Raw genomic sequence first — 22614 nt, 5'->3', positions numbered from 1 at the left:
AGACAAGATGCAGACCATGGAAAAGCTGATGGACACCCCGCGCCTCCCGCGCAAGCGCCGCAGTCTGGCTCAGGAACTGGTGACGGTGCTGAGCGAGCAGATCCGCGATGGTCTGCTCAAACGTGGTGACAAGTTGCCCACCGAGTCGGCGATCATGGAAGCCCATGGCGTCAGCCGCACCGTGGTGCGCGAAGCGATTTCCCGTCTGCAGGCCGCAGGTCAGGTGGAAACCCGCCATGGCATCGGCACCTTCGTGCTCGACACGCCGAGCCCGAGTGGTTTCCGTATCGACCCGGCAACCGTCGTCACCCTGCGTGACGTCCTGGCGATTCTCGAATTACGCATCAGCCTCGAAGTCGAATCCGCCGGCCTCGCCGCGCAACGCCGCAGCCCCGAGCAACTGGCAACCATGCGCGCCGCCCTCGATGCGTTGAACGAAAGCGCCTCGCATGCAAGCGACGCGGTGTCGTCAGACTTCGCTTTCCACCTGGAAATCGCCTTGTCCACCGGCAACCGCTATTTCACCGACATCATGACTCACCTGGGCACCAGCATCATTCCGCGTACCCGGTTGAATTCGGCGCGCCTGGCCCATGATGATCAGCAGCACTACATGGGCCGACTGAGCCGCGAGCACGAAGAAATCTACGACGCGATTGCCCGTCAGGACTCCGATGCTGCACGTGCGGCGATGAGGTTGCACTTGACCAACAGCCGCGAAAGACTGCGCCAGGCTCATGAAGAGGCGCAGGCGCAGCGAGGCTGAGTATTACGCCTCTATTCGCAACGTCAACGCCTGCGAATACGGCTCCATACTCGACTCATCACGAAATTTGTAGCGCAACTCCACCTCACGGCCCAGGTACGGCTGCAGCGCTTCTTTCGGCAGCTGAACCTCGATGTCGAACAGTTTTTCCATTTCATCCTCGGCATCATCCCAGGCGCCGGTGTCCACTTCGTCTCCCTCCCATTCAGGTTCTTCACCATCGCTGCCGAGGATCGCGTAGACGGTCCAGTTCGCGGCGAAATCGCTGGAGTCCGGAACTTGCGCGGTGAGGGTGTCCGGCAATTGCGAGAGCTGAAGCGTGACGCAGTCGTCCTGCGCGGAAGCTGGGTGGGGGAGGGTGGGGGCGGCAAAATGCATCGACATAATGGCTTCCTTGAGTGGTCCGCCACGATCCTTCGTGGCAGTCGACCTACTTTACAAGCCGCCCGCCCTTCAATAATTAAACGAATCCAGACCAGATATTTCCGTGAGCGGAAGCCGCAAAGACGGGCCTCGCAGCGATTTTTTCCAAAGCCATAGCCGATCTTGTCCGACAAAAAATCGCTGCCAACGATGAAATGCAGTTGACGGTTATCTTTTAAGTTGTACGATGACCTACAACTTCGGCCAAGGCTGAACGGTCCACTCACAATAAAACGTTGCTACCAGGGTGTTCGAATAATGAATCCACAAGAACTGAAGTCCATCCTCTCTGCCGGCCTGCTGTCTTTCCCGGTGACCGATTTCAACGCGCAAGGCGATTTCAACCGCGCGGGCTACATCAAACGCCTGGAATGGCTGGCTCCGTATGGCGCTTCGGCTCTGTTCGCTGCCGGCGGCACCGGTGAGTTTTTCTCCCTGGCCGCCAGCGAATACTCGGAAATCATCAAGACTGCGGTCGACACTTGCGCCACCAGCGTGCCGATCCTCGCCGGCGTCGGTGGTTCGACCCGCCAAGCCATCGAATACGCTCAGGAAGCCGAGCGTCTGGGCGCCAAAGGTCTGTTGCTGCTGCCGCACTACCTGACCGAAGCGAGCCAGGACGGCGTTGCCGCTCACGTTGAAGCCGTGTGCAAATCGGTAAACATCGGCGTGGTCGTCTACAACCGCAACGTTTGCCGCCTGAACGCTTCGCTGCTGGAACGTCTGGCCGAGCGCTGCCCGAACCTGATCGGTTACAAAGATGGCCTGGGCGATATCGAGTTGATGGTGTCGATCCGTCGCCGCCTCGGTGATCGCTTCAGCTACCTGGGTGGTCTGCCGACCGCTGAAGTCTACGCCGCTGCCTACAAGGCGTTGGGCGTGCCGGTTTACTCCTCGGCGGTGTTCAACTTCATCCCGAAAACCGCGATGGACTTCTACCACGCGATCGCTCGCGAAGATCACGCCACCGTTGGCAAGATCATCGACGACTTCTTCCTGCCGTACCTGGACATCCGCAACCGCAAGGCCGGTTACGCCGTGAGCATCGTCAAGGCAGGTGCAAAAATCGCCGGCTATGACGCAGGTCCGGTGCGTGCGCCGCTGACCGACCTGACCGGCGAAGAGTACGAAATGCTCGCCGCGCTGATCGATAAGCAAGGCGCGCAATAAACGAGAAAAGCGAGGCCGCTGAGCAATCAGCGGCTTTTTGCGTAAAGGCTTTTAGAGTTGAGGGCTGCCCTGTGACAACTGCAAAACGCTACGACAACTACATCAATGGCGAATGGGTCGCCGGTGCCGATTACTCGGCCAACATCAACCCGTCTGAATTGAGCGACACCATCGGCGACTACGCCAAGGCTGACCTGAATCAGGTCAACGCCGCCATCGACGCCGCTCGCGCGGCATTCCCGGCGTATTCCACTTCGGGTATTCAGGCCCGTCACGATTCGCTGGACAAGGTCGGCACCGAAATCCTCGCCCGTCGCGAAGAGCTTGGCACGCTGCTGGCCCGTGAAGAAGGCAAGACCCTGCCTGAAGCGATCGGCGAAGTGACCCGCGCCGGTAACATTTTCAAGTTCTTTGCCGGTGAATGCCTGCGTCTATCCGGCGACTACGTGCCGTCGGTGCGTCCGGGCGTCAACGTTGAAGTCACTCGCGAAGCGCTGGGCGTGGTCGGTCTGATCACCCCGTGGAACTTCCCGATCGCCATTCCTGCCTGGAAAATCGCCCCGGCCCTGGCCTACGGCAACTGCGTGGTGCTCAAGCCTGCCGATCTGGTACCGGGCTGCGCATGGGCGCTGGCAGAAATCATCTCCCGCGCCGGCTTCCCGGCCGGCGTGTTCAACCTGGTGATGGGCAGCGGCCGCGTGGTTGGCGATGCCCTGGTGCAGAGCCCGAAGGTCGACGGCATCAGCTTCACCGGTTCGGTGGGCGTTGGTCGCCAGATCGCCGTCAACTGCGTTGCGCGCCAGGCCAAGGTGCAGCTGGAAATGGGCGGCAAGAACCCGCAGATCATTCTCGACGACGCCGACCTCAAGCAAGCGGTCGAGCTGTCGGTGCAGAGCGCGTTCTATTCCACCGGTCAACGTTGCACGGCGTCGAGCCGTCTGATCGTGACTGCCGGCATCCACGATAAATTCGTCGAGGCCATGGCCGAGCGCATGAAGTCGATCAAGGTCGGCCACGCGCTGAAAGCCGGCACCGACATCGGTCCGGTGGTCTCCCAGGCGCAGCTCGAACAGGACATGAAGTACATCGACATCGGCCAGTCCGAAGGTGCACGTCTGGTCAGCGGCGGTGGCGTAGTGACGTGCGACACCGAAGGCTACTTCCTCGCGCCAACCCTGTTTGCCGACAGCGAAGCGTCGATGCGCATCAGCCGCGAAGAAATTTTCGGCCCGGTGGCCAACATCGTTCGCGTGGCCGATTACGAAGCCGCGCTGGCGATGGCCAACGACACCGAATTCGGCTTGTCGGCCGGTATCGCGACCACGTCGCTGAAGTACGCCAACCACTTCAAGCGCCACTCCCAGGCCGGGATGGTGATGGTCAACCTGCCGACCGCTGGCGTGGATTACCACGTACCGTTCGGTGGCCGTAAAGGTTCGTCCTACGGCTCGCGCGAACAGGGTCGCTACGCGCAAGAGTTCTACACGGTCGTGAAGACCAGTTACATCGGCTCCTGACCCTGTAGGAGCTGGCCTGCAAGCGATAGCATCACCGCGGTGTGACTGAAACACCGCAGTGATGCCATCGCTGGCAGGCCAGCTCCCACAAAAGCACGACCAAAGAAGCTTCACCCCGCATAAAAATAATCAGTGGGAGTACATCTACATGCAATCGTCCAAGCCGACTCACGTCCGCTATTTGATCTTGCTCATGCTGTTTCTGGTGACCACGATCAACTACGCCGACCGTGCCACGATCGCCATTGCCGGCTCCAGCCTGCAAAAGGATCTGGGCATCGACGCAGTCACCCTCGGCTACATCTTCTCCGCATTCGGTTGGGCCTACGTGGCCGGGCAAATTCCCGGTGGCTGGCTGCTCGATCGCTTCGGCTCGAAAAAAGTCTATGCGCTGAGCATTTTCACCTGGTCGCTGTTCACCGTGCTGCAAGGCTTTGTCGGTGAGTTCGGCATGTCCACCGCCGTTGTTGCGCTGTTCATGCTGCGTTTCCTCGTGGGCCTGGCCGAAGCGCCATCGTTCCCTGGCAACGCGCGCATTGTTGCCGCGTGGTTCCCGACCGCTGAACGCGGCACCGCTTCGGCGATCTTCAACTCGGCGCAGTACTTCGCTACCGTGTTGTTCGCGCCGCTGATGGGCTGGATCGTCTACCGCTTCGGCTGGGAGCACGTGTTCATCGTCATGGGTATCCTCGGCATCATCTTCTCGCTGGTCTGGTTGAAGGTTATCCACAGCCCGCGTCAACATCCGATGGCCAATGACGCCGAAGTCAACTTCATCGCGGAAAACGGCGGCATGGTCGACATGGACCAGAACAAAGGCAAAAAAGCCGATGGGCCGAAGTGGGATTACATCCGTCAGTTGCTGACCAACCGCATGATGCTCGGCGTGTATCTGGGCCAGTACTGCATCAACGGCATCACTTATTTCTTCCTGACCTGGTTCCCGGTGTACCTGGTGCAAGAGCGTGGCATGACCATTCTCAAGGCCGGTTTCATTGCGTCGTTGCCGGCAATCTGCGGCTTCATCGGTGGCGTGCTCGGCGGGGTGATTTCCGATTACCTGCTGCGCAAGGGCCATTCGCTGACCTTCGCTCGCAAGACGCCGATCATCGCCGGTCTGCTGGTGTCGAGCAGCATCGTGGCGTGCAACTATGTTGACGTGGAATGGATGGTCGTCGGCTTCATGGCCTTGGCATTCTTCGGCAAAGGCGTGGGCGCACTGGGCTGGGCGGTGGTGTCCGACACTTCGCCCAAGCAGATCGCCGGTTTGAGTGGCGGCCTGTTCAACACCTTTGGCAATATCGCTTCGATCACCACACCGATCGTGATTGGTTACATCATCAGCTCTACCGGTTCGTTCAAATGGGCGCTGGTGTTTGTGGGTGCCAACGCACTGGTCGCGGTGTTCAGCTATCTGGTGATCGTCGGCCCGATCAAGCGTGTGGTTTTGAAAGAGCCGCCAACCAAGGGCGGTAATGAAGCCACCGGCAATTTGTCTCAAGCGCATTCCTGAGGAGCGGCGTCATGCAGTTGATTGAACATTCCGACTCGCCGCGCTACATCCGCCTGCACGAGCGGGACAACGTTGTAGTGGTGGTCAACGACCAGGGTGTACCGGCCGGTACCGAATTTGCCGATGGCCTGGTGACGGTGGATTTCGTCCCGCAGAGCCACAAGGTCACCCTGGAGGATATTCCCGAGGGCGGCCCGGTGATTCGTTACGGGCAGATCATCGGTTATGCCTTGCAGCCGATCCGTCGCGGCAGTTGGGTCAAGGAAGATCAACTGCGCATGCCGACCGCGCCGCCGCTGGACAGCTTGCCGCTGTCCACCGACGTGCCGGACGCGCAGGCGCCGCTGGAGGGCTTCACGTTTGAGGGTTATCGCAACGCCGACGGCACCGTCGGCACGCGCAACATTCTCGGCATCACTACGACCGTGCAGTGCGTCACCGGCGTGCTTGATCATGCGGTGAAAAAGATCAAGGAAGAGCTGCTGCCCAAGTACCCGAACGTCGATGACGTGGTAGCACTGACCCACAGCTACGGCTGCGGCGTGGCGATCACCGCCACCGACGCCTACATTCCGATCCGCACCGTGCGTAATCTGGCGCGCAACCCGAACCTGGGCGGCGAGGCGCTGGTGATCAGCCTGGGCTGCGAGAAATTACAAGCCGGACAGGTGATGCACGAGGACGATGCGTCGGTCGATCTCAGCGATCCGTGGTTGTATCGCTTGCAGGACTCCAGCCACGGCTTCACCGAAATGATCGAGCAGATCATGGAGCTGGCCGAAGTCCGTTTGAAGAAACTCGACCAGCGCCGCCGCGAAACCGTGCCGGCGTCCGAGCTGATTCTGGGCATGCAGTGCGGCGGCAGCGATGCTTTCTCCGGCATCACTGCCAACCCGGCGCTGGGTTTTGCCTCGGATCTGTTGCTGCGTGCCGGGGCGACGGTGATGTTTTCCGAAGTCACCGAAGTGCGCGATGCGATCTATCTGCTGACCTCTCGCGCGCAAACGCAAACCGTGGCTGAAGAGCTGGTGCGCGAAATGGACTGGTACGACCGTTACCTGGCCAAGGGCGAGGCCGATCGCAGTGCCAACACCACGCCGGGCAACAAGAAGGGCGGCTTGTCGAACATTGTCGAGAAGTCGTTGGGTTCGATCGTCAAGTCGGGCAGCAGCGCGATCAATGGCGTGCTTGGCCCGGGCGAGCGCTTCAAGCAGAAGGGTTTGATTTTCTGTGCGACGCCGGCCAGCGATTTTGTCTGCGGCACGTTGCAACTGGCGGCCGGGATGAACCTGCATGTGTTCACCACCGGGCGTGGCACGCCTTACGGGTTGGCGATGGCGCCAGTGGTCAAGGTCTCGACGCGAACCGAACTGGCGCAGCGTTGGCCGGATCTGATCGACATCGATGCCGGGCGGATTGCTACCGGGCGCGCGACCATCGAGGAATTGGGCTGGGAGCTGTTTCACTACTATCTGGATGTGGCGAGCGGCAAGCAACAGACCTGGGCGGAGAAGCACAAGCTGCATAACGACATCACCTTGTTCAACCCCGCGCCGATTACCTGACGGTTTGGGGGAGTGCGGTCAACAGCTACCCTCACCCCAGCCCTCTCCCGGGGGGAGAGGGGGCCGATCCGGGGATATTTCAGAAGTACATCGACCTGCAAGCGCTGTGTTGAATCCATAGTCGACTCGATTTTGCAGGTCGATGTAATGCAGCACGACACCTCGGTCAGTCCCCTCTCCCTCCGGGAGAGGGTTAGGGTGAGGGGCTTTTAAAGCTTTTGGCTTATCATTGCCCTCTAATCGACGCTCACCCAAGGCACTCCCGGCATGCTGGCAATCTTCCTCGAAACCCTGAACATCACCGCGCCGGTATTCGCCATGCTGTTTCTCGGTGTGCTGCTCAAGCGCATCGACTGGATCAACGACAACTTCATCCACACCGCCTCGTCGCTGGTGTTCAACGTGACCATGCCGGCGCTGCTGTTTCTCGGCATTCTGCATGCGGACCTGCATGCCGCCCTGCAACCGTCTCTGCTGATCTACTTCTCCCTCGCCACCCTGGTGAGCTTTGCCGTGGCCTGGGGCTGGGCGATTTTCCGTTGTCCGCGCGAAGATCGTGGCATCTACACCCAAGGCGCGTTTCGCGGCAATAACGGCGTGATCGGTCTGGCACTCGCGGCGAGCATGTACGGCGATTACGGGATTTCCCTCGGGGCGATTCTCGCGGCACTGGTGATTCTGTTCTACAACACCCTGTCGACCATCGTCCTGGCGGTCTACAGCCCGGTGATCAAGTCTGACCCGTGGAGCATCTGTAAAAGTGTGTTCAGCAACCCGCTGATCATCAGCGTGATCGCCGCGGCGCCGTTTGCCTATTTCAAGATTGGTTTGCCGGGCTGGCTGGAGACCTCGGGCCAGTATCTGGCACAGACCACATTGCCGCTGGCGCTGATCTGCATCGGTGGCACGCTGTCGCTGGCGGCGCTGCGCAAGAGCGGCAAGATGGCGCTCAGTTCCAGTCTGGTGAAAATGGTCGGCTTACCCGTGCTGGCGACGCTGGGCGCGTGGCTATGGGGCTTTCGCGAGGCGGAGCTGGGGATTCTGTTTCTGTACTTTGGCAGCCCGACGGCCGCGGCGAGTTTCGTCATGGCGCGGGCGGCGCAGGGCAATCATGAGTTGGCAGCGGCGATCATTGTGATGACCACGTTGATGGCAGCGATCACAACCAACGTCGGGATTTTTGTGTTGCAGTGGGGCGGGTGGATCTGACCAAAGACATGCAGTGTCTGGCAGGACCTCTTCGCGAGCAGGCGGTCACTCAGGTTTCTGGTAGGTATCAATCACTTCCTGCGCCGCGCGAAACGCATCGATCGCCGCTGGCACGCCGGCGTACACCGCACAATGCAGCAGCGCTTCACGAATCTCCTCCACCGTGCAGCCATTGTTCAACGCGCCGCGCACATGGCCCTTCAGCTCTTGCGGACACTTCAGTGCGGTTAGCGCGGCGAGGGTGATCAGGCTGCGGGTTTTCAGCGGCAGGCCTTCGCGATTCCACACCCCGCCCCAGGCGTGCTCATTAACGAAATCCTGCAAGGGTTGGGTGAACTCGGTGGCGTTGCCCAGCGCGCGATCGACGAACGCGTCGCCCATTACCTGACGGCGGATTTCAACTCCGGACTGCTTCGCTTCGGTCATGGCATATCCTTCTTGTGATGTTGGCGGCGCCAAGCGCGTATCGATGTGAACAACAAAAACATCAACAGCGGCGGCAAGACGTAAAACAGCATCAGTCGCTCGAGTCGGCCGGCCAACGGCATGCCGGTGGTGAACGACACCACATGCAGCCCGTAGACCAGGTACAAACCGAGCAACAGCAAACCTTCGGCGCGGGTCACGCGGTAGCCGGAATAGAACACCGGCAGGCACAGCGCCGCAACGCCAAGCATCACCGGCAGGTCGAAATCCAGCGCATTCGGCGAGACCGACAGTGGCGTCGGTGCGATCAGCGCGGTGAGGCCCAGCACGCCGAGCAGGTTGAACAGGTTGGCGCCGATTACATTGCCGACGGCGATATCGCGTTGCCCGCGCAGTGCGGCGATCAGCGAGGTGGCCAGTTCTGGCAATGAAGTACCGACCGCGACCACAGTCAGGCCGATCACTCGCTCAGAGAAACCCAGGTCGGTGGCGACCACAACCGCGGCGCCCAGCAACAGATGCGCGGCGAAAACCAGCATCGCCAGCCCGACGCTGATCATCAGCAAACTGCCGAACCACGACGCCTGGGCGACGGCAGGTTGCTCGGAATGCGGCCGTGTCGAGTGGCGCGACTGGCGCAACAGCAGGCCGAGGTACAGCGCCAGAGCAGCCAGCAACAACATGCCGTCGAAGCGGCCGATCTCTTTGTTCCAGGCCAGCAGAAACACCAGCACGCTGGCGCCGATCATCAGCGGGATATCGAGTCGCACCAGTTGACGCGAAACGCGCAGCGGAATGATCAGCGCCGACAGTCCGAGCGTGACGAGGATATTGAAGATGCTGCTGCCGACCACGCTGCCGACGGCGATATCCGGGTTGTGCGCCAGCGCTGCCTGCAGGCTGACGGCCATTTGCGGTGCGCTGCTGCCGAGGGCGACGATGGTCAGGCCGATGATCAGCGGGCGTACATGCAGGCGTGCCGCCAGGCGCACCGCCGCGCGCACCATCAGTTCGGCACCGAAGATCAGCAGGCACAGGCCGGCGACGAGTTCGATCAGGCTGATCAGGGGTAGGTCGGCTAATCCGAAAATGGTCGGCGCTCCATTAATCGAGGGCTTGTACGCGAACCCGCGCGGTGCCGCTGCGCAGCATGCCGATCTGCTCGGCGGCCTCGCGCGACAAGTCGATCAGCCGGCCACGGGTGTGCGGGCCGCGGTCGTTGATGCGAACCACCACCGATTCATCGTTTTTCAAATTGGTGACTTTCACTCGCGTGCCGAAGGGCAACTGGCGGTGAGCGGCAGTCAGGGAATGCTGGTTGAACGCTTCGCCGCTGGCGGTGCGTTTACCGTGGTGTCTGGCTCCATAATAGGAGGCGACGCCGCTCTGGTCGTAACCGTGCGGGTCGATGGTGTCGGTGCTGGCGCAACCGGCCAGCAGGGAGAGCAGGGCGCAACTGGCGAACAAACGCTTCATTCAAGGTTTCCCGAATACAAATGTGGGAGCGAGCCTGCTCGCGAAGGGGCCGTCAGTCTCAACATCGGTGTCGGATGTCAGGGCGCTTTCGCGAGCAGGCTCGCTCCCACAAGGGATGGAGCCAGGCTTTGGATCTGGCTCCATTTGTGGTCAGCCTTCGAGCTTGCTTTTCAGCAGTTCGTTCACTTGCTGCGGGTTGGCCTTGCCTTTGGAGGCTTTCATGGCCTGGCCGACAAAGAAGCCGAACATCTTGCCGCGTTTGGCTTCATCCGCCGCACGATACTGTTCGACCTGCTCGGCATTGGCCGCGAGCATTTCATCCAGCACGGCGGAAATCGCGCCGGTGTCGGTGACTTGCTTGAGGCCGCGCTTTTCGATGATCTCGTCAGCACTGCCTTCGCCGTTGGCCATCGCTTCGAACACCACTTTGGCGATCTTGCCGGAGATGGTGTTGTCCTTGATGCGCTGCAGCATGCCGCCCAACTGTTCGGCGGAAACCGGCGATTCGTCGATGTCCACGCCTTGCTTGTTGAGCAGGCTGCCCAACTCGACCATCACCCAGTTCGCCGCCAGTTTGGCGTCGCCGCCGATGGCCGCGACCTTCTCGAAGTAGTCCGCCTGCTCCCGGCTGGTGGCCAGTACGTTGGCGTCATAGGCCGACAGACCGAACTGGCTCTGGAAGCGTTCGCGCTTTTGCGGCGGCAGTTCCGGCAGGGTGGCGCGCACCTCGCCGAGGAACGACTCTTCGATGACCACGGGCAGCAGGTCCGGATCGGGGAAGTAACGGTAGTCGTTGGCTTCCTCTTTCGAGCGCATCGGACGGGTCTCGTCCTTGTTCGGATCGTACAGACGGGTCTGCTGGATCACTTTGCCGCCGTCTTCGATCAGTTCGATCTGACGCTGGATCTCGGAGTTGATCGCCTTCTCGATGAAGCGGAACGAGTTGACGTTCTTGATCTCGCAGCGGGTACCGAACTCAACCTGGCCTTTCGGACGGACCGAGACGTTGCAGTCGCAACGCAGCGAGCCTTCGGCCATGTTGCCGTCGCAGATGCCCAGATAACGCACCAGCGCGTGGATCGCCTTGACGTAAGCCACGGCTTCCCTGGCGCTGCGCATGTCCGGCTCGGAAACGATTTCCAGCAGCGGCGTACCGGCACGGTTCAGGTCGATGCCGGTGGCGCCGTTGAATTCTTCGTGCAGGCTCTTGCCGGCGTCTTCTTCCAGGTGCGCGCGGGTGATGCCGACGCGTTTGACCGTGCCGTCTTCCAGGGCAATGTCCAGGTGGCCTTTGCCGACGATCGGCAATTCCATCTGGCTGATCTGATAGCCCTTCGGCAGGTCCGGGTAGAAATAGTTCTTGCGCGCGAACACGTTGTGCTGACCGATCTCGGCGTCAATCGCCAGACCGAACATCACCGCCATGCGCACCGCTTCCTGGTTGAGCACCGGCAGCACGCCGGGCATGCCCAGGTCTACGAGGCTGGCCTGGGTGTTCGGCTCGGAGCCGAAGGTGGTGGAACTACCGGAAAAGATTTTCGACCGGGTGGTGAGCTGAGTGTGAATCTCCAGCCCGATCACGACTTCCCATTGCATGTGTGTCTCCTCAGAAGCCGGTTGGGGTGCGGGTGTGCCAGTCGGTGTTGAGCTGGTACTGGTGCGCCACATTGAGCAGGCGACCTTCCTGGAAATACGGCGCAAGTAATTGCACGCCCACCGGCAGACCGTCGACAAAACCGGCCGGCATCGACAGGCCCGGCAGGCCGGCGAGGTTGGCGGTGATGGTGTAGACGTCTTCCAGATAGGCAGCGACCGGGTCGCTGTTCTTCGCGCCGAGCTTCCAGGCCGGGTTGGGCGTGGTCGGGCCGAGGATGATGTCGACTTCATTGAACGCCGCCATGAAATCGTTCTTCACCAGGCGGCGGATCTTCTGCGCTTTCAGGTAGTAGGCGTCGTAGTAACCGGCGGACAGCGCGTAGGCACCGACCATGATCCGGCGCTGCACTTCAGGCCCGAAGCCTTCGCCACGGGAACGCTTGTACAGATCGATCAGGTTTTCCGGGTTCTCGCAGCGATGGCCGAAACGCACGCCGTCGAAACGCGACAGGTTCGAAGAGGCTTCTGCCGGGGCGATCACGTAGTACGCCGGAATGGCGTGCTGCATGTTCGGCAGGCTGATTTCCTTGATTACCGCGCCGAGCTTCTGCAACTGCTGGATGCTGTTCTGGATCAGATCGGCAATACGCGGGTCGAGACCGGCGCTGAAGTATTCCTTCGGCACGCCAATACGCAGGCCTTGCAGCGAATCGCCGAGGCTGGCGGAGTAATCCGGAACCGGCTCATCGATGCTGGTGGAGTCGTTCTGATCGAAACCGGCCATGCCTTGCAACAAGATTGCGCAGTCTTCGGCAGTGCGCGCTAACGGGCCACCCTGATCGAGGCTGGAGGCGTAAGCGATCATGCCCCAGCGCGAAACGCGACCGTAGGTCGGTTTCAGGCCGGTGAGGTTGGTGAATGCCGCCGGCTGACGAATCGAACCGCCAGTGTCGGTGGCCGTCGCCGCGGGCAACAGACGCGCGGCAACTGCCGCCGCCGAACCACCGGACGAACCGCCCGGTACGTGTTCCAGGTTCCACGGGTTTTTCACCGCGCCGTACCAGCTCGACTCGTTGGCCGAACCCATGGCGAATTCGTCCATGTTGGTCTTGCCCAGGGTCACGGCGCCGGCAGCCGCCAGTTTCGCCACCACGGTGGCGTCGTACGGCGCCTTGAAGTTGTCGAGCATCTTCGAGCCGCAGCTGGTGCGAATGCCCTGGGTGCAGAACAGGTCTTTGTGGGCGATCGGCGCGCCGAGCAGGGCGCCGCTTTCACCGTTGGCCCGGCGCGCGTCGGCGGCTTTCGCCTGCTCGAGGGCCAGCTCTTCGGTGAGGCTGATGAAGCTGTTGAGCTGCGGGTCGAGCTGGGTGATACGCGCCAGCAGGACCTTGGTCAGCTCTTCGGAGGAAAACTTTTTATCGGCGAGACCGCGGGCGATCTCGGCCAGAGTCATTTGATGCATTGCAGGCTCTTTCCCTTTAGTCGATGACTTTCGGAACCAGATACAGGCCGTTTTCGACCGCTGGTGCGATGGACTGGTAGGCCTCGCGGTTATTGGTCTCGGTCACAACGTCGGCGCGCAGGCGCTGACTGGCTTCCAGCGGGTGGGCCAGAGGCTCGATTCCGTCGGTATTAACAGCCTGCATTTCGTCGACCAGACCAAGAATGCTGTTGAGGGCGGAAGTAATGTGTGGAAGATCGGCATCATTGAGGCCAAGGCAGGCCAGATGAGCGATTTTTTCCACGTCGGAGCGTTCTAGCGCCATCGGGATTCTCCTGTGGAAAACAGAACGGACGGCGTCCGTGTGTTAGATTGTCGGAACACTACCGCACTTCTACGGTCATAAGGCCGCGATTGTGGGGCTTGGTGCACAGAAAAGCGGCCAATTTAACATATTGGCGCCTTGCCCAAAATCCCTGTCGTTGTTAGAGTTTGCCGCACTTTTTTACCCACGCGTTGCCTAGGGTCCCTTTCCCATGTTCAAGAAACTGCGTGGCATGTTTTCCAGCGATCTCTCCATTGACCTGGGCACTGCCAACACCCTTATTTACGTGCGCGAGCGCGGTATCGTCCTGAATGAGCCATCGGTTGTGGCCATTCGGACACACGGTAACCAGAAAAGTGTCGTCGCTGTCGGCACCGAAGCCAAGCGCATGCTCGGCCGTACGCCGGGCAACATTGCGGCCATTCGTCCGATGAAGGACGGCGTGATCGCCGACTTCAGCGTCTGCGAAAAGATGCTGCAATACTTTATCAACAAGGTTCACGAAAACAGTTTTCTGCAGCCCAGCCCTCGTGTGCTGATCTGCGTTCCATGCAAATCCACTCAGGTTGAGCGTCGCGCCATCCGTGAATCGGCCCTTGGTGCCGGTGCCCGTGAAGTATTCCTGATCGAAGAGCCAATGGCCGCTGCCATCGGTGCCGGCCTGCCGGTCGAAGAAGCGCGCGGTTCGATGGTGGTCGATATCGGTGGTGGTACCACTGAAATCGCACTGATCTCCCTGAACGGCGTGGTTTATGCCGAATCCGTACGTGTGGGCGGCGACCGTTTCGACGAAGCGATCATCACTTACGTACGTCGCAACTACGGCAGCCTGATCGGTGAATCCACCGCTGAGCGCATCAAACAGGAAATCGGTACGGCCTACCCGGGCGGCGAAGTTCGCGAAGTCGATGTTCGCGGTCGCAACCTGGCCGAAGGCGTTCCTCGCGCATTCACCCTGAACTCCAACGAAGTGCTGGAAGCTCTGCAAGAGTCGCTGGCAACCATCGTTCAGGCCGTGAAAAGCGCGCTGGAGCAGTCGCCGCCGGAACTGGCGTCCGACATCGCCGAGCGTGGCCTGGTGCTGACCGGTGGTGGCGCGTTGCTGCGTGACCTCGACAAGCTGCTGGCGCAAGAAACTGGTCTGCCGGTAATCGTTGCCGAAGATCCGCTGACTTGCGTAGCTCGCGGCGGTGGCCGTGCGTTGGAAATGATGGATAAGCACACCATGGATCTGCTCTCCAGCGAATAATCAAACGGCGTGAAAGCTACTCAGGGCTGGGAGCCTTCGGCTTTACGCGCGCAATACTGCGTTAAAAACAGGCTCGGAATGCTGATTTACAGCTCGTAAACTCTGCTTCCTCGCCTGTTTTTGCCTTGTCTTGCCGTCGCTCGCTACGCTTTCACACCATTTGATACGCTGGGTGCAATACGTGGGTGAACGCACAGGCAGCACTTTGCAGTGCTGCCTGTTGGCGTTTATCTTCTGTCAGTCTTCATCCAGGCCGGTTTGATGCCGTATGAATAAACAGAACATTTGCCTGGGAGGAGCGGCTTATTAAACCGCTTTTCGCCAAAGGCCCTTCGTTGGGCGTGCGCCTGTTGGTGCTGGCCGTGCTGTCGGTCGCGCTGATGGTGGTCGATGCGCGTTTCGACCTGCTCAAGCCCGCGCGCAAACAAGCGTCGCTGGTGCTGATGGACGCCTACTGGATCACCGATCTGCCCGGCAGATTGTGGGAAGGGGTCGCCAGTCAGTTCGGCAGCCGCACCGAGCTCGTCGCTGAAAACGAAAAACTCAAGACCGAAAACCTGCTGTTGCAGGGCCGCATGCAAAAGCTTGCCGCCCTGACCGAGCAGAACGTTCGGCTGCGCGAGTTGCTCAATTCCTCCGCGCTGGTCAATGAAAAGGTCGAAGTGGCCGAGTTGATCGGCATGGACCCCAATCCCTTCACCCATCGCATCATCATCAACAAAGGTGAGCGCGATGGCGTGGTCCTGGGCCAGCCGGTGCTCGATGCGCGCGGGCTGATGGGCCAGGTGGTCGAGTTGATGCCTTACACCTCGCGTGTATTGCTGCTGACCGACACCACCCACAGCATTCCCGTCCAGGTCAACCGTAACGGTCTGCGCGCGATTGCCAGCGGCACCGGCAACCCGGAACGTCTGGAATTGCGCCATGTCGCCGACACCGCGGATATCAAGGAAGGCGATCTGCTGGTCAGCTCTGGTCTCGGCCAGCGTTTCCCGGCCGGTTACCCGGTGGCCACGGTGAAGGAAGTCATCCACGATTCCGGCCAACCGTTCGCCATTGTCCGTGCCGTGCCGACCGCCGCGTTGAATCGCAGCCGCTATCTGCTGCTGGTATTCAGCGACAGCCGCACCGCTGAAGAGCGCGCCAACGAAGCCGCCCAGGCCCAGGAGCAGCTCGATGCCCACGGTGGCGGTCCGATGTTGCCGGTCAACATACCCAAGCCCTTGATCATGGCCACGCCGGCAACCCCGGCTGCTGCGCCTGCCAGCGAAACGACGGCACCTGCAGCCGCAGCCGCGCCTGTCGCGACACCTGCCAAGCCTGCGGCGAGCAAACCGCCAGCCGCGGCCAAACCACCGGCAGCGACAAAACCACCGGCGAAACCGCCAGCCACCACCGGGGGACGAGAATAATGGTCGGGGCCAAAGCTTCGGGGAATGGCTGGATGATCTGGCTGACTTTTGTCATCGGCATTCTGCTCAGCGTATCGCCGTTACCGATTTTCATGGAAATCCTGCGCCCGCTCTGGCTGGCCTTGCTGGTAACGTTCTGGGCGCTGTACATGCCGCACACGGTCGGCATGGTCACGGCGTTCTGTCTGGGCCTGGCCGAAGACGTGCTGCAAGGCGATCTGCTCGGGCAGAACGCGTTGATCCTCACACTCATTACTTTCCTGGTGCTGTCGTTGCAGCAGCGTCTGCGCATGTTTCCGATGTGGCAGCAGTGCCTGGTGATCCTGGTGATTTTCGGTCTCGCGCAATTGGCCCAACTGTGGCTCAGCGCCCTGACCGGCAACCGCCAGCCAACCCTCGCCCTGGTCCTGCCAGCGTTGGTCAGTGCCTTGCTCTGGCCGTGGGTCAGTTTCGCCCTACGCGGATTGTGCCGACGCTACAGAATCTATTGAGCCGGTGAAGCAGGGCACTGAACAGGGAGATGTTTTGATGAAGCCGCTTTACCTCGCCTCCGGATCGCCGCGCCGGCGTGAATTGCTCACGCAGATCGGCGTGGCGTTCACCGCCATCAGCGCGGACATCGACGAAACTCCTTTACTTGAAGAATTGCCCTCGGCCTATGTCGAACGCCTCGCGCGCGGCAAGGCTGAAGCCGGGCGCCGCAGCGTCGTGTCCGCTCAGCGCTTCTGCGTACTGGGCGCCGACACCGCGGTGGTGCTCGACGGCAAAATTCTTGGCAAACCGGTGGACGAAGCCGACGCATGCGCCATGCTGATGATGTTGTCCGGCAGGGAGCATGAAGTGCTGACCGCCATCGCCGTGCTCGAAGGCGAACGCTGCGAGTCGCGGGTGGTGCGCAGTCTGGTGCGCTTTCGCCCGATCAGTCGCGAGGAAACCGCCGCCTACTGGGCCAGCGGTGAACCGCAGGACAAGGCCGGTGGTTATGGCATTCAAGGCCTCGGCGGGGTGTTCGTTGCCGGCCTCAATGGCAGCTACTCGGCCGTGGTCGGCTTGCCCGTTTGCGAAACCTGCGAGGTGTTGGGCCATTTCGGCATACCCTGTTGGCAAAACCTGAACGCGCCATAAGCGTCGTACCCATCCAGATGCGGCCATTATCGTGAACATGCCTGAACGAGATCCTGCCATGAGTGAAGAGATTCTGATCAACATCACGCCGATGGAATCGCGCGTGGCGGTGGTCGAAAACGGTGTGCTGCAAGAAGTCCACGTTGAGCGCACGCAAAAACGCGGGATCGTCGGCAACATCTATAAAGGCAAGATCGTGCGCGTATTGCCGGGCATGCAGGCGGCATTCGTCGACATTGGTCTGGACCGTGCGGCGTTCATTCACGCCGCAGAAATTTCCCTGCGCGAAGGCCCGGCGGTCGAAAGCATCAGTTCGCTGGTGCACGAAGGCCAGAGCCTGGTGGTGCAAGTAACCAAGGATCCGATCGGTTCCAAGGGCGCGCGCCTGACCACGCAACTGTCGATCCCGTCGCGCTATCTGGTGTACATGCCACGCACGGCTCACGTCGGTATTTCGCTGAAAATCGAAGACGAAGCCGAGCGCGAACGCCTCAAGCAGGTGGTCAGCGATTGCGTGGCCAAAGAAGGCATCAAGGAAGCGGGTGGCTTCATTCTGCGTACCGCGGCCGAAGGCGCTGGTGCCGATGAAATCCTCATGGACATCCGTTACCTGCGGCGCTTGTGGGACCAGATCAACGAACAGATCAAAACCATCGCCGCGCCCAAGGTGATTTACGAAGACCTCGGCCTCGCGTTGCGCACCCTGCGCGATCTGGTCAACCCGAAAATCGAGAAGATTCGCATCGATTCTCGGGAAACCTTCCAGAAGACCACGCAATTTGTCGCCGAGCTGATGCCGGAAATCGCTGATCGTCTGGAGCATTATCCGGGCGAACGACCGATTTTCGATCTGTACGGCGTCGAAGACGAAATCCAGAAAGCCCTCGAGCGCAAGGTGCCGCTGAAATCCGGCGGCTATCTGGTGGTCGATCCGGCGGAAGCCATGACCACCATCGACGTCAACACCGGGGCGTTCGTTGGTCATCGCAATCTCGAAGAAACCATTTTCAAGACCAACCTCGAAGCGGCGACCGCGATTGCCCGGCAACTGCGTCTGCGTAATCTCGGCGGGATCATCATCATCGATTTCATCGACATGGAAGATGAAGAGCATCAGCGTCAGGTGCTGCGTACGCTGGACAAACAGCTGGAGCGTGATCACGCCAAGACCAACATCATCGGGATCACCGAGTTGGGCCTGGTGCAGATGACCCGCAAGCGAACTCGCGAAAGCCTTGAGCAAGTGCTCTGCGAGCCGTGCAGCAGTTGTCAGGGCCGGGGCAAGCTGAAAACCGCGGAAACCATCTGTTACGAGATCTTCCGCGAGATCCTGCGTGAAGCCCGCGCCTATCAGGCCGAGGGCTATCGGGTGCTGGCCAATCAGAAGGTGGTCGATCGCCTGCTAGATGAAGAATCCGGTAACGTCGCCGAGCTTGAAGGGTTCATCGGCCGCACCATACGCTTCCAGGTGGAAACCATGTATTCCCAGGAACAATATGACGTGGTGCTGCTCTGAACCCCTGCATCACGCTTAATCCACCGCGGCTGGCCTCAGCTTTTCGCAGTATTTTCGCCATGGGAGCCACCTGACATGGAGCGTCTGACACGCATTCTGGCCGCACTCACCCGTTGGGGGCTGGGCCTGTGCGCGTTGGTTCTGGTGATGATGGCGTTGTATGTCAGTCTCGGCCGCGAGCTGACGCCCCTCGTGGCCGAATACCGTACCGATATCGAAGACAAGGCCAGTGCCGCCCTCGGCATGCCGTTGCAGATCGGCGAGCTGGAGGGCAACTGGAGCGGTTTTGCGCCGATCCTGCTGGCGCATGACGTGATGGTCGGCAGCGGCGCCAACGCGCTGCGTCTGGACCGGGTACGCGCGGTGCCGGATCTGTGGGCCAGTCTGCTTGCCCGCGAAGTGCGCATCGCACATCTTGAATTCAATGGCCTGAAGATCAGCCTCAAGGAAGGCGAAGACGGCAAGTGGGCGCTGGAAGGTTTGCCAGTGCAGAACGATCAGCCGTTTGATGCCGCACAACTGTTCCAGCGTTCCCAGATGATTCAGCAACTGTCGATCCTCGACAGCCAGGTCACCCTGCAGCCGCTCGATCACCCGCCGATGACCCTGACCTATGTCGGGCTGAATCTGAAAACCGGCACCAGTCGCCAGCGTCTCGATGCGCGCCTGACCTTGCCGGACGGCCAGCCTGTGGCGCTGAACTTGCGCACGCGGCTGCGCCCGGAGCAATGGCAGAACAGCACGGTCGACGGTTACGCCAGCCTGCCGCAGAGCGACTGGTCGAAGTGGCTGCCCGAGCGCCTGACCCAGCAATGGAATTTTTCCGAGATCAAGGCCGGCGGCGAACTCTGGGTGAACTGGGCCGAGGGCACTCTGCAAAGCGCGGCGTTGCGCCTGAACTCTCCGCAAATCACCGGTGCCTACGCCGAGCGCAAGCCGATCCAGATCAACAATCTCGCGCTCAACGCCTACTACCGCAACAGCACCGAGGGCGCGAGCGTGATCCTCGATTCGCTGGCGATGAGCTTCGGCGAAACCCGTTGGGAGTCGCGCGTGCAGGTGCAACAGACTCGCGCGACCGACAAGGTCGAAGAACTCTGGCATTTGCAGGCCGATCGCCTCGACCTGACGCCGATCACCCCGTTGCTGAACGCGCTGGGGCCGTTGCCGCAGGGTTTCGCCACGGTAGTCGAGCGGCTCAAGGTGACTGGCGGCTTGCGCAATGTCCTGCTGGACTTCCGCCCGAACGCCACCGACGGCACTAAATTCGGTTTCGCCGCCAACCTCGATAATGTGGGTTTCGATGCCTATCACGGCGCACCGGCGGCGCGAAATGTCAGCGGCAGCCTGAGCGGCAATCTCGACGGCGGCGAGTTGCGTCTGGACAGCAAGGACTTTGTCCTGCACCTCGACCCGATCTTCGCCAAGCCCTGGCAATACCTGCAAGCCAACGCCCGGCTGACCTGGAAGCTCGACAAGGACGGCTTCACCCTGATCGCGCCGTACCTGAAGGTGCTGGGCGAGGAGGGCAAGATTGCCGGCGACTTCCTGATTCGCCTGCACTTCGATCACAGCCAGGAAGACTACATGGACCTGCGCGTCGGCCTGGTCGAGGGCGATGGTCGTTACACCGCTAAATATCTGCCGGCAGTGCTCAGCCCGGCGCTCGACGAATGGTTGCGCACGGCGATACTCAAAGGCGCGGTCGATCAGGGTTTTTTCCAGTATCAGGGCTCGCTGAGCAAGAATGCCGGGGAGGCCGATCGCAGCATCAGCCTGTTCTTCAAGGTGCACGACGCCGAACTGGCCTTTCAGCCGGGCTGGCCGCATGTGAGCAAGGTCAGTGGCGATGTGTTCATCGAGGACAGTGGCGTGCGGATCTGGGCCGACAAGGGCCAGTTGCTGGAGACCCAGGTCAGCGATGTCTTCGTCAATATTCCCCATGTGCCGGCGGGGCAAAACACCCACCTGTTGCTCGATGGCGCGTTTGCCGGTGGCTTGGGCGACGGGCTGAAAATCCTCCAGGAAGCGCCAATCGGCACCGCCGATACGTTTGCCGGTTGGGAAGGTGCGGGTAATCTCACCGGCAAGCTCAAACTCGACGTGCCGCTGGCCAAGGGCGAGCAACCGAAGATCCTTGTCGACTTCAAGACCGCCAACGCCCGCCTGAAACTGGCCGAGCCGAAACTGGAGCTGACGCAACTCAAAGGCGATTTCCGCTTCGACAGCGCCAAAGGCCTGAGCGGGCAGAACATCGCTGCGCGGGCGTTCGACAAACCCGTCACCGCGCAGATTTTCGCCGATGGCAGCCCGGGCAAGCTCAAGACCCGGGTCGCTGCGACGGGGCAGGTCGAAGTCAGGAAACTCACGGACTGGCTGGGCGTGACCCAGCCGTTGCCAGTGTCCGGTACGATTCCCTATCAGTTGCAGTTGAATCTGGACGGCGTCGACAGTCAGTTGATGGTCAGCTCGAATCTCAAAGGCGTGGCGGTGGATCTGCCGGCGCCGTTCGGCATGGCGGCGGATGTCGGTCGCGACACTGTATTTCGCATGACCTTGCAGGGGGAGGAACGGCGTTATTGGGTCAACTACGATCAACTGGCCAACTTCACCTTCGCCGCGCCGCCGAGCAATTTCGCCGAGGGCCGTGGCGAGTTGTTCCTCGGTGCCGGCGAAGCCGTGCTGCCGGGCGCCAAAGGCTTGCGCGTTCGTGGCGTGCTGTCGGAACTGGACGTCGCGCCCTGGCAGGATCTGGTCAACCGGTACGCCGGGCAGGATCCGGGCGGCAGCGCCAGGCAATTGCTTAACAGCGCGGACTTCAAGGTCGGCAAGCTCACCGCCATGGGCACAACTCTGGACCAGGCATCGGTTCAGCTCAATCGCAAGTCTGCGGCATGGAATCTGGCCCTCGACAGTCAGCAGGCCAAAGGCACGGCGAGCCTGCCGGACGCCAAAGGCGTGCCGATCGCGGTCAATCTGCAATACGTGAAACTGCCGGCGCCGGACCCGGCGGTACAGGCTGACGAGAATGCGCCTGATCCACTGGCTTCGGTCGATCCGACGAAAATTCCGGCGCTGGATATCACCCTCAACCAATTGTTCCTTGGGCCTGATCTGGTCGGTGGTTGGTCGCTGAAAATTCGCCCGACTGCCAAGGGCATCGCCCTGAACAATCTCGACATGGGCCTCAAGGGCATTCTGTTGCAAGGCAACGGTGGCTGGGAGGGCACGCCGGGTTCAACCAGCAGCTGGTACAAGGGGCGTATCGGCGGCAAGAATCTCGCCGACGTGCTCAAGGGCTGGGGTTTCGCACCGAGCGTGACCAGCGAAGAATTCCACATGGACGTCGACGGCCGCTGGCCGGGGTCGCCGGCCTGGCTGGCGACCAAGCGGTTCTCCGGCACACTGGATGCCTCGTTGAACAAGGGCCAGTTTGTCGAAGTTGAGGGCGGCGCACAGGCCTTGCGCGTGTTCGGTCTGCTCAACTTCAACTCGATCGGCCGCCGCTTGCGCCTGGACTTTTCCGACCTGTTCGGCAAAGGCTTGAGTTATGACCGGGTCAAAGGCCTGCTGGTGGCAAACAACGGCGTATATGTGACCCGTGAGCCGATTCGCCTGACCGGTCCGTCGAGCAACCTCGAACTGGACGGCACCCTCGATCTGGTGGACGACAAGGTCGATGCGAAATTGCTGGTGACCTTGCCGGTGACCAACAACCTGCCGATTGCAGCGTTGATCGTCGGCGCACCGGCGGTCGGTGGCGCCTTGTTCCTGATCGACAAGCTGATCGGTGACCGCGTGGCGCGCTTCGCCAGTGTCAAATACACGGTCAAAGGCCCATGGAAGGAGCCGAAAATCACTTTCGACAAGCCTTTTTGAGCGGCC

At 60.9% G+C, this 22614-nt stretch carries 19 protein-coding genes; 12 read left to right on the top strand and 7 right to left on the bottom strand.

The features are described 5' to 3' along the window. Nucleotides 1-16 precede the first annotated feature (16 nt). Nucleotides 17-766, top strand: a complete 750-nt coding sequence (locus V6F91_RS21420; protein WP_332767938.1) for a FadR/GntR family transcriptional regulator — start codon at nt 17-19, stop codon at nt 764-766. Nucleotides 767-769: 3 nt separating this feature from the next. On the opposite strand, the gene V6F91_RS21415 is transcribed toward V6F91_RS21420, so the two are convergent. Beyond that, complete coding sequence (locus tag V6F91_RS21415; protein WP_332767936.1) at nt 770-1150, bottom strand: hypothetical protein; 381 nt, start codon at nt 1148-1150, stop codon at nt 770-772. 297 nt (nt 1151-1447) lie between these two features. Here V6F91_RS21415 and kdgD point away from each other — a divergent pair, with 297 nt between their 5' ends. The 5 genes from kdgD (at nt 1448) to V6F91_RS21390 (ending at nt 8163) form a co-directional block, all read left to right on the top strand. Beyond that, the gene (gene kdgD / locus V6F91_RS21410) at nt 1448-2359 is read left to right on the top strand and encodes a 5-dehydro-4-deoxyglucarate dehydratase (RefSeq protein WP_332767934.1); all 912 of its coding nucleotides are present in this window, start codon (nt 1448-1450) and stop codon (nt 2357-2359) included. A gap of 71 nt (nt 2360-2430) precedes the next feature. Next, nucleotides 2431-3876 carry an aldehyde dehydrogenase family protein gene (locus V6F91_RS21405; protein ID WP_332767932.1) on the top strand — a complete coding sequence of 482 codons (1446 nt, stop codon included), beginning with the start codon at nt 2431-2433 and terminating at the stop codon, nt 3874-3876. A gap of 148 nt (nt 3877-4024) precedes the next feature. Next, nucleotides 4025-5389, top strand: a complete 1365-nt coding sequence (locus V6F91_RS21400; protein ID WP_332767930.1) for an MFS transporter — start codon at nt 4025-4027, stop codon at nt 5387-5389. Nucleotides 5390-5400: 11 nt separating this feature from the next. Further along, on the top strand, nt 5401-6954 hold the full coding sequence (gene garD / locus V6F91_RS21395; protein WP_332767928.1) for a galactarate dehydratase: 1554 nt from the start codon (nt 5401-5403) through the stop codon (nt 6952-6954). Nucleotides 6955-7221: 267 nt separating this feature from the next. Then, nucleotides 7222-8163: an AEC family transporter gene (locus tag V6F91_RS21390; RefSeq protein ID WP_332767926.1), complete on the top strand. Its 942-nt coding sequence runs from the start codon at nt 7222-7224 to the stop codon at nt 8161-8163. 45 nt (nt 8164-8208) lie between these two features. Here V6F91_RS21390 and V6F91_RS21385 read toward each other — a convergent pair whose 3' ends face one another. From V6F91_RS21385 to gatC, 6 genes are all read right to left on the bottom strand, one after another. Next, nucleotides 8209-8589, bottom strand: a complete 381-nt coding sequence (locus V6F91_RS21385) for a carboxymuconolactone decarboxylase family protein (protein ID WP_332767924.1) — start codon at nt 8587-8589, stop codon at nt 8209-8211. After that, complete coding sequence (locus V6F91_RS21380) at nt 8586-9647, bottom strand: calcium/sodium antiporter (protein WP_332768111.1); 1062 nt, start codon at nt 9645-9647, stop codon at nt 8586-8588. Before V6F91_RS21380 ends, V6F91_RS21385 begins: the two co-directional genes overlap by 4 nt. A gap of 46 nt (nt 9648-9693) precedes the next feature. After that, nucleotides 9694-10065, bottom strand: a complete 372-nt coding sequence (locus V6F91_RS21375) for a septal ring lytic transglycosylase RlpA family protein (RefSeq protein WP_332767922.1) — start codon at nt 10063-10065, stop codon at nt 9694-9696. A gap of 150 nt (nt 10066-10215) precedes the next feature. Next, nucleotides 10216-11661 (bottom strand): Asp-tRNA(Asn)/Glu-tRNA(Gln) amidotransferase subunit GatB, encoded by a 1446-nt coding sequence (gatB, locus tag V6F91_RS21370; RefSeq protein ID WP_332767920.1) that lies wholly within the window; start codon nt 11659-11661, stop codon nt 10216-10218. 10 nt (nt 11662-11671) lie between these two features. Then, complete coding sequence (gene gatA, locus V6F91_RS21365) at nt 11672-13123, bottom strand: Asp-tRNA(Asn)/Glu-tRNA(Gln) amidotransferase subunit GatA (RefSeq protein ID WP_332767918.1); 1452 nt, start codon at nt 13121-13123, stop codon at nt 11672-11674. A 16-nt stretch (nt 13124-13139) separates the two neighbouring features. Further along, nucleotides 13140-13427, bottom strand: a complete 288-nt coding sequence (gatC, locus tag V6F91_RS21360; protein ID WP_007976465.1) for an Asp-tRNA(Asn)/Glu-tRNA(Gln) amidotransferase subunit GatC — start codon at nt 13425-13427, stop codon at nt 13140-13142. A gap of 211 nt (nt 13428-13638) precedes the next feature. Between gatC and mreB the strand changes: the two genes are divergently transcribed. From mreB to V6F91_RS21330, 6 genes are all read left to right on the top strand, one after another. Then, nucleotides 13639-14676 (top strand): rod shape-determining protein MreB, encoded by a 1038-nt coding sequence (gene mreB / locus V6F91_RS21355; RefSeq protein ID WP_002555108.1) that lies wholly within the window; start codon nt 13639-13641, stop codon nt 14674-14676. Nucleotides 14677-15029: 353 nt separating this feature from the next. Continuing rightward, on the top strand, nt 15030-16088 hold the full coding sequence (gene mreC, locus V6F91_RS21350; protein WP_423815348.1) for a rod shape-determining protein MreC: 1059 nt from the start codon (nt 15030-15032) through the stop codon (nt 16086-16088). Next, complete coding sequence (gene mreD, locus V6F91_RS21345) at nt 16088-16579, top strand: rod shape-determining protein MreD (protein ID WP_090281766.1); 492 nt, start codon at nt 16088-16090, stop codon at nt 16577-16579. Before mreC ends, mreD begins: the two co-directional genes overlap by 1 nt. Nucleotides 16580-16616: 37 nt before the next feature. Next, nucleotides 16617-17213: a nucleoside triphosphate pyrophosphatase gene (locus tag V6F91_RS21340; protein WP_332767912.1), complete on the top strand. Its 597-nt coding sequence runs from the start codon at nt 16617-16619 to the stop codon at nt 17211-17213. 58 nt (nt 17214-17271) lie between these two features. Beyond that, the gene (gene rng / locus V6F91_RS21335) at nt 17272-18729 is read left to right on the top strand and encodes a ribonuclease G (protein ID WP_332767910.1); all 1458 of its coding nucleotides are present in this window, start codon (nt 17272-17274) and stop codon (nt 18727-18729) included. Nucleotides 18730-18804: 75 nt separating this feature from the next. After that, a complete protein-coding gene (locus V6F91_RS21330; protein ID WP_332767908.1) occupies nt 18805-22608 on the top strand; it encodes a YhdP family protein in 3804 nt (1267 codons plus the stop codon). Nucleotides 22609-22614 lie beyond the last annotated feature (6 nt).

It is taken from the genome of Pseudomonas koreensis (assembly GCF_036668835.1).
In the GTDB taxonomy this organism is placed as follows: domain Bacteria; phylum Pseudomonadota; class Gammaproteobacteria; order Pseudomonadales; family Pseudomonadaceae; genus Aquipseudomonas; species Aquipseudomonas koreensis_I.
The sequence above is the reverse complement of the archived record's forward strand: the minus strand, read 5'-3'. Positions and strand labels throughout refer to the sequence as shown.

Bases quoted from the DNA above. Each gene is read 5' to 3' on its own strand.
- V6F91_RS21420 (WP_332767938.1), top strand. From the start codon at position 17: ATGGAAAAGCTGATGGACACCCCGCGCCTCCCGCGCAAGCGCCGCAGT.
- V6F91_RS21415 (WP_332767936.1), bottom strand. From the start codon at position 1,150: ATGTCGATGCATTTTGCCGCCCCCACCCTCCCCCACCCAGCTTCCGCG.
- kdgD (WP_332767934.1), top strand. From the start codon at position 1,448: ATGAATCCACAAGAACTGAAGTCCATCCTCTCTGCCGGCCTGCTGTCT.
- V6F91_RS21400 (WP_332767930.1), top strand. From the start codon at position 4,025: ATGCAATCGTCCAAGCCGACTCACGTCCGCTATTTGATCTTGCTCATG.
- garD (WP_332767928.1), top strand. From the start codon at position 5,401: ATGCAGTTGATTGAACATTCCGACTCGCCGCGCTACATCCGCCTGCAC.
- V6F91_RS21390 (WP_332767926.1), top strand. From the start codon at position 7,222: ATGCTGGCAATCTTCCTCGAAACCCTGAACATCACCGCGCCGGTATTC.
- V6F91_RS21385 (WP_332767924.1), bottom strand. From the start codon at position 8,589: ATGACCGAAGCGAAGCAGTCCGGAGTTGAAATCCGCCGTCAGGTAATG.
- V6F91_RS21375 (WP_332767922.1), bottom strand. From the start codon at position 10,065: ATGAAGCGTTTGTTCGCCAGTTGCGCCCTGCTCTCCCTGCTGGCCGGT.
- gatB (WP_332767920.1), bottom strand. From the start codon at position 11,661: ATGCAATGGGAAGTCGTGATCGGGCTGGAGATTCACACTCAGCTCACC.
- gatA (WP_332767918.1), bottom strand. From the start codon at position 13,123: ATGCATCAAATGACTCTGGCCGAGATCGCCCGCGGTCTCGCCGATAAA.
- gatC (WP_007976465.1), bottom strand. From the start codon at position 13,427: ATGGCGCTAGAACGCTCCGACGTGGAAAAAATCGCTCATCTGGCCTGC.
- mreB (WP_002555108.1), top strand. From the start codon at position 13,639: ATGTTCAAGAAACTGCGTGGCATGTTTTCCAGCGATCTCTCCATTGAC.
- mreD (WP_090281766.1), top strand. From the start codon at position 16,088: ATGGTCGGGGCCAAAGCTTCGGGGAATGGCTGGATGATCTGGCTGACT.
- V6F91_RS21340 (WP_332767912.1), top strand. From the start codon at position 16,617: ATGAAGCCGCTTTACCTCGCCTCCGGATCGCCGCGCCGGCGTGAATTG.
- rng (WP_332767910.1), top strand. From the start codon at position 17,272: ATGAGTGAAGAGATTCTGATCAACATCACGCCGATGGAATCGCGCGTG.
- V6F91_RS21330 (WP_332767908.1), top strand. From the start codon at position 18,805: ATGGAGCGTCTGACACGCATTCTGGCCGCACTCACCCGTTGGGGGCTG.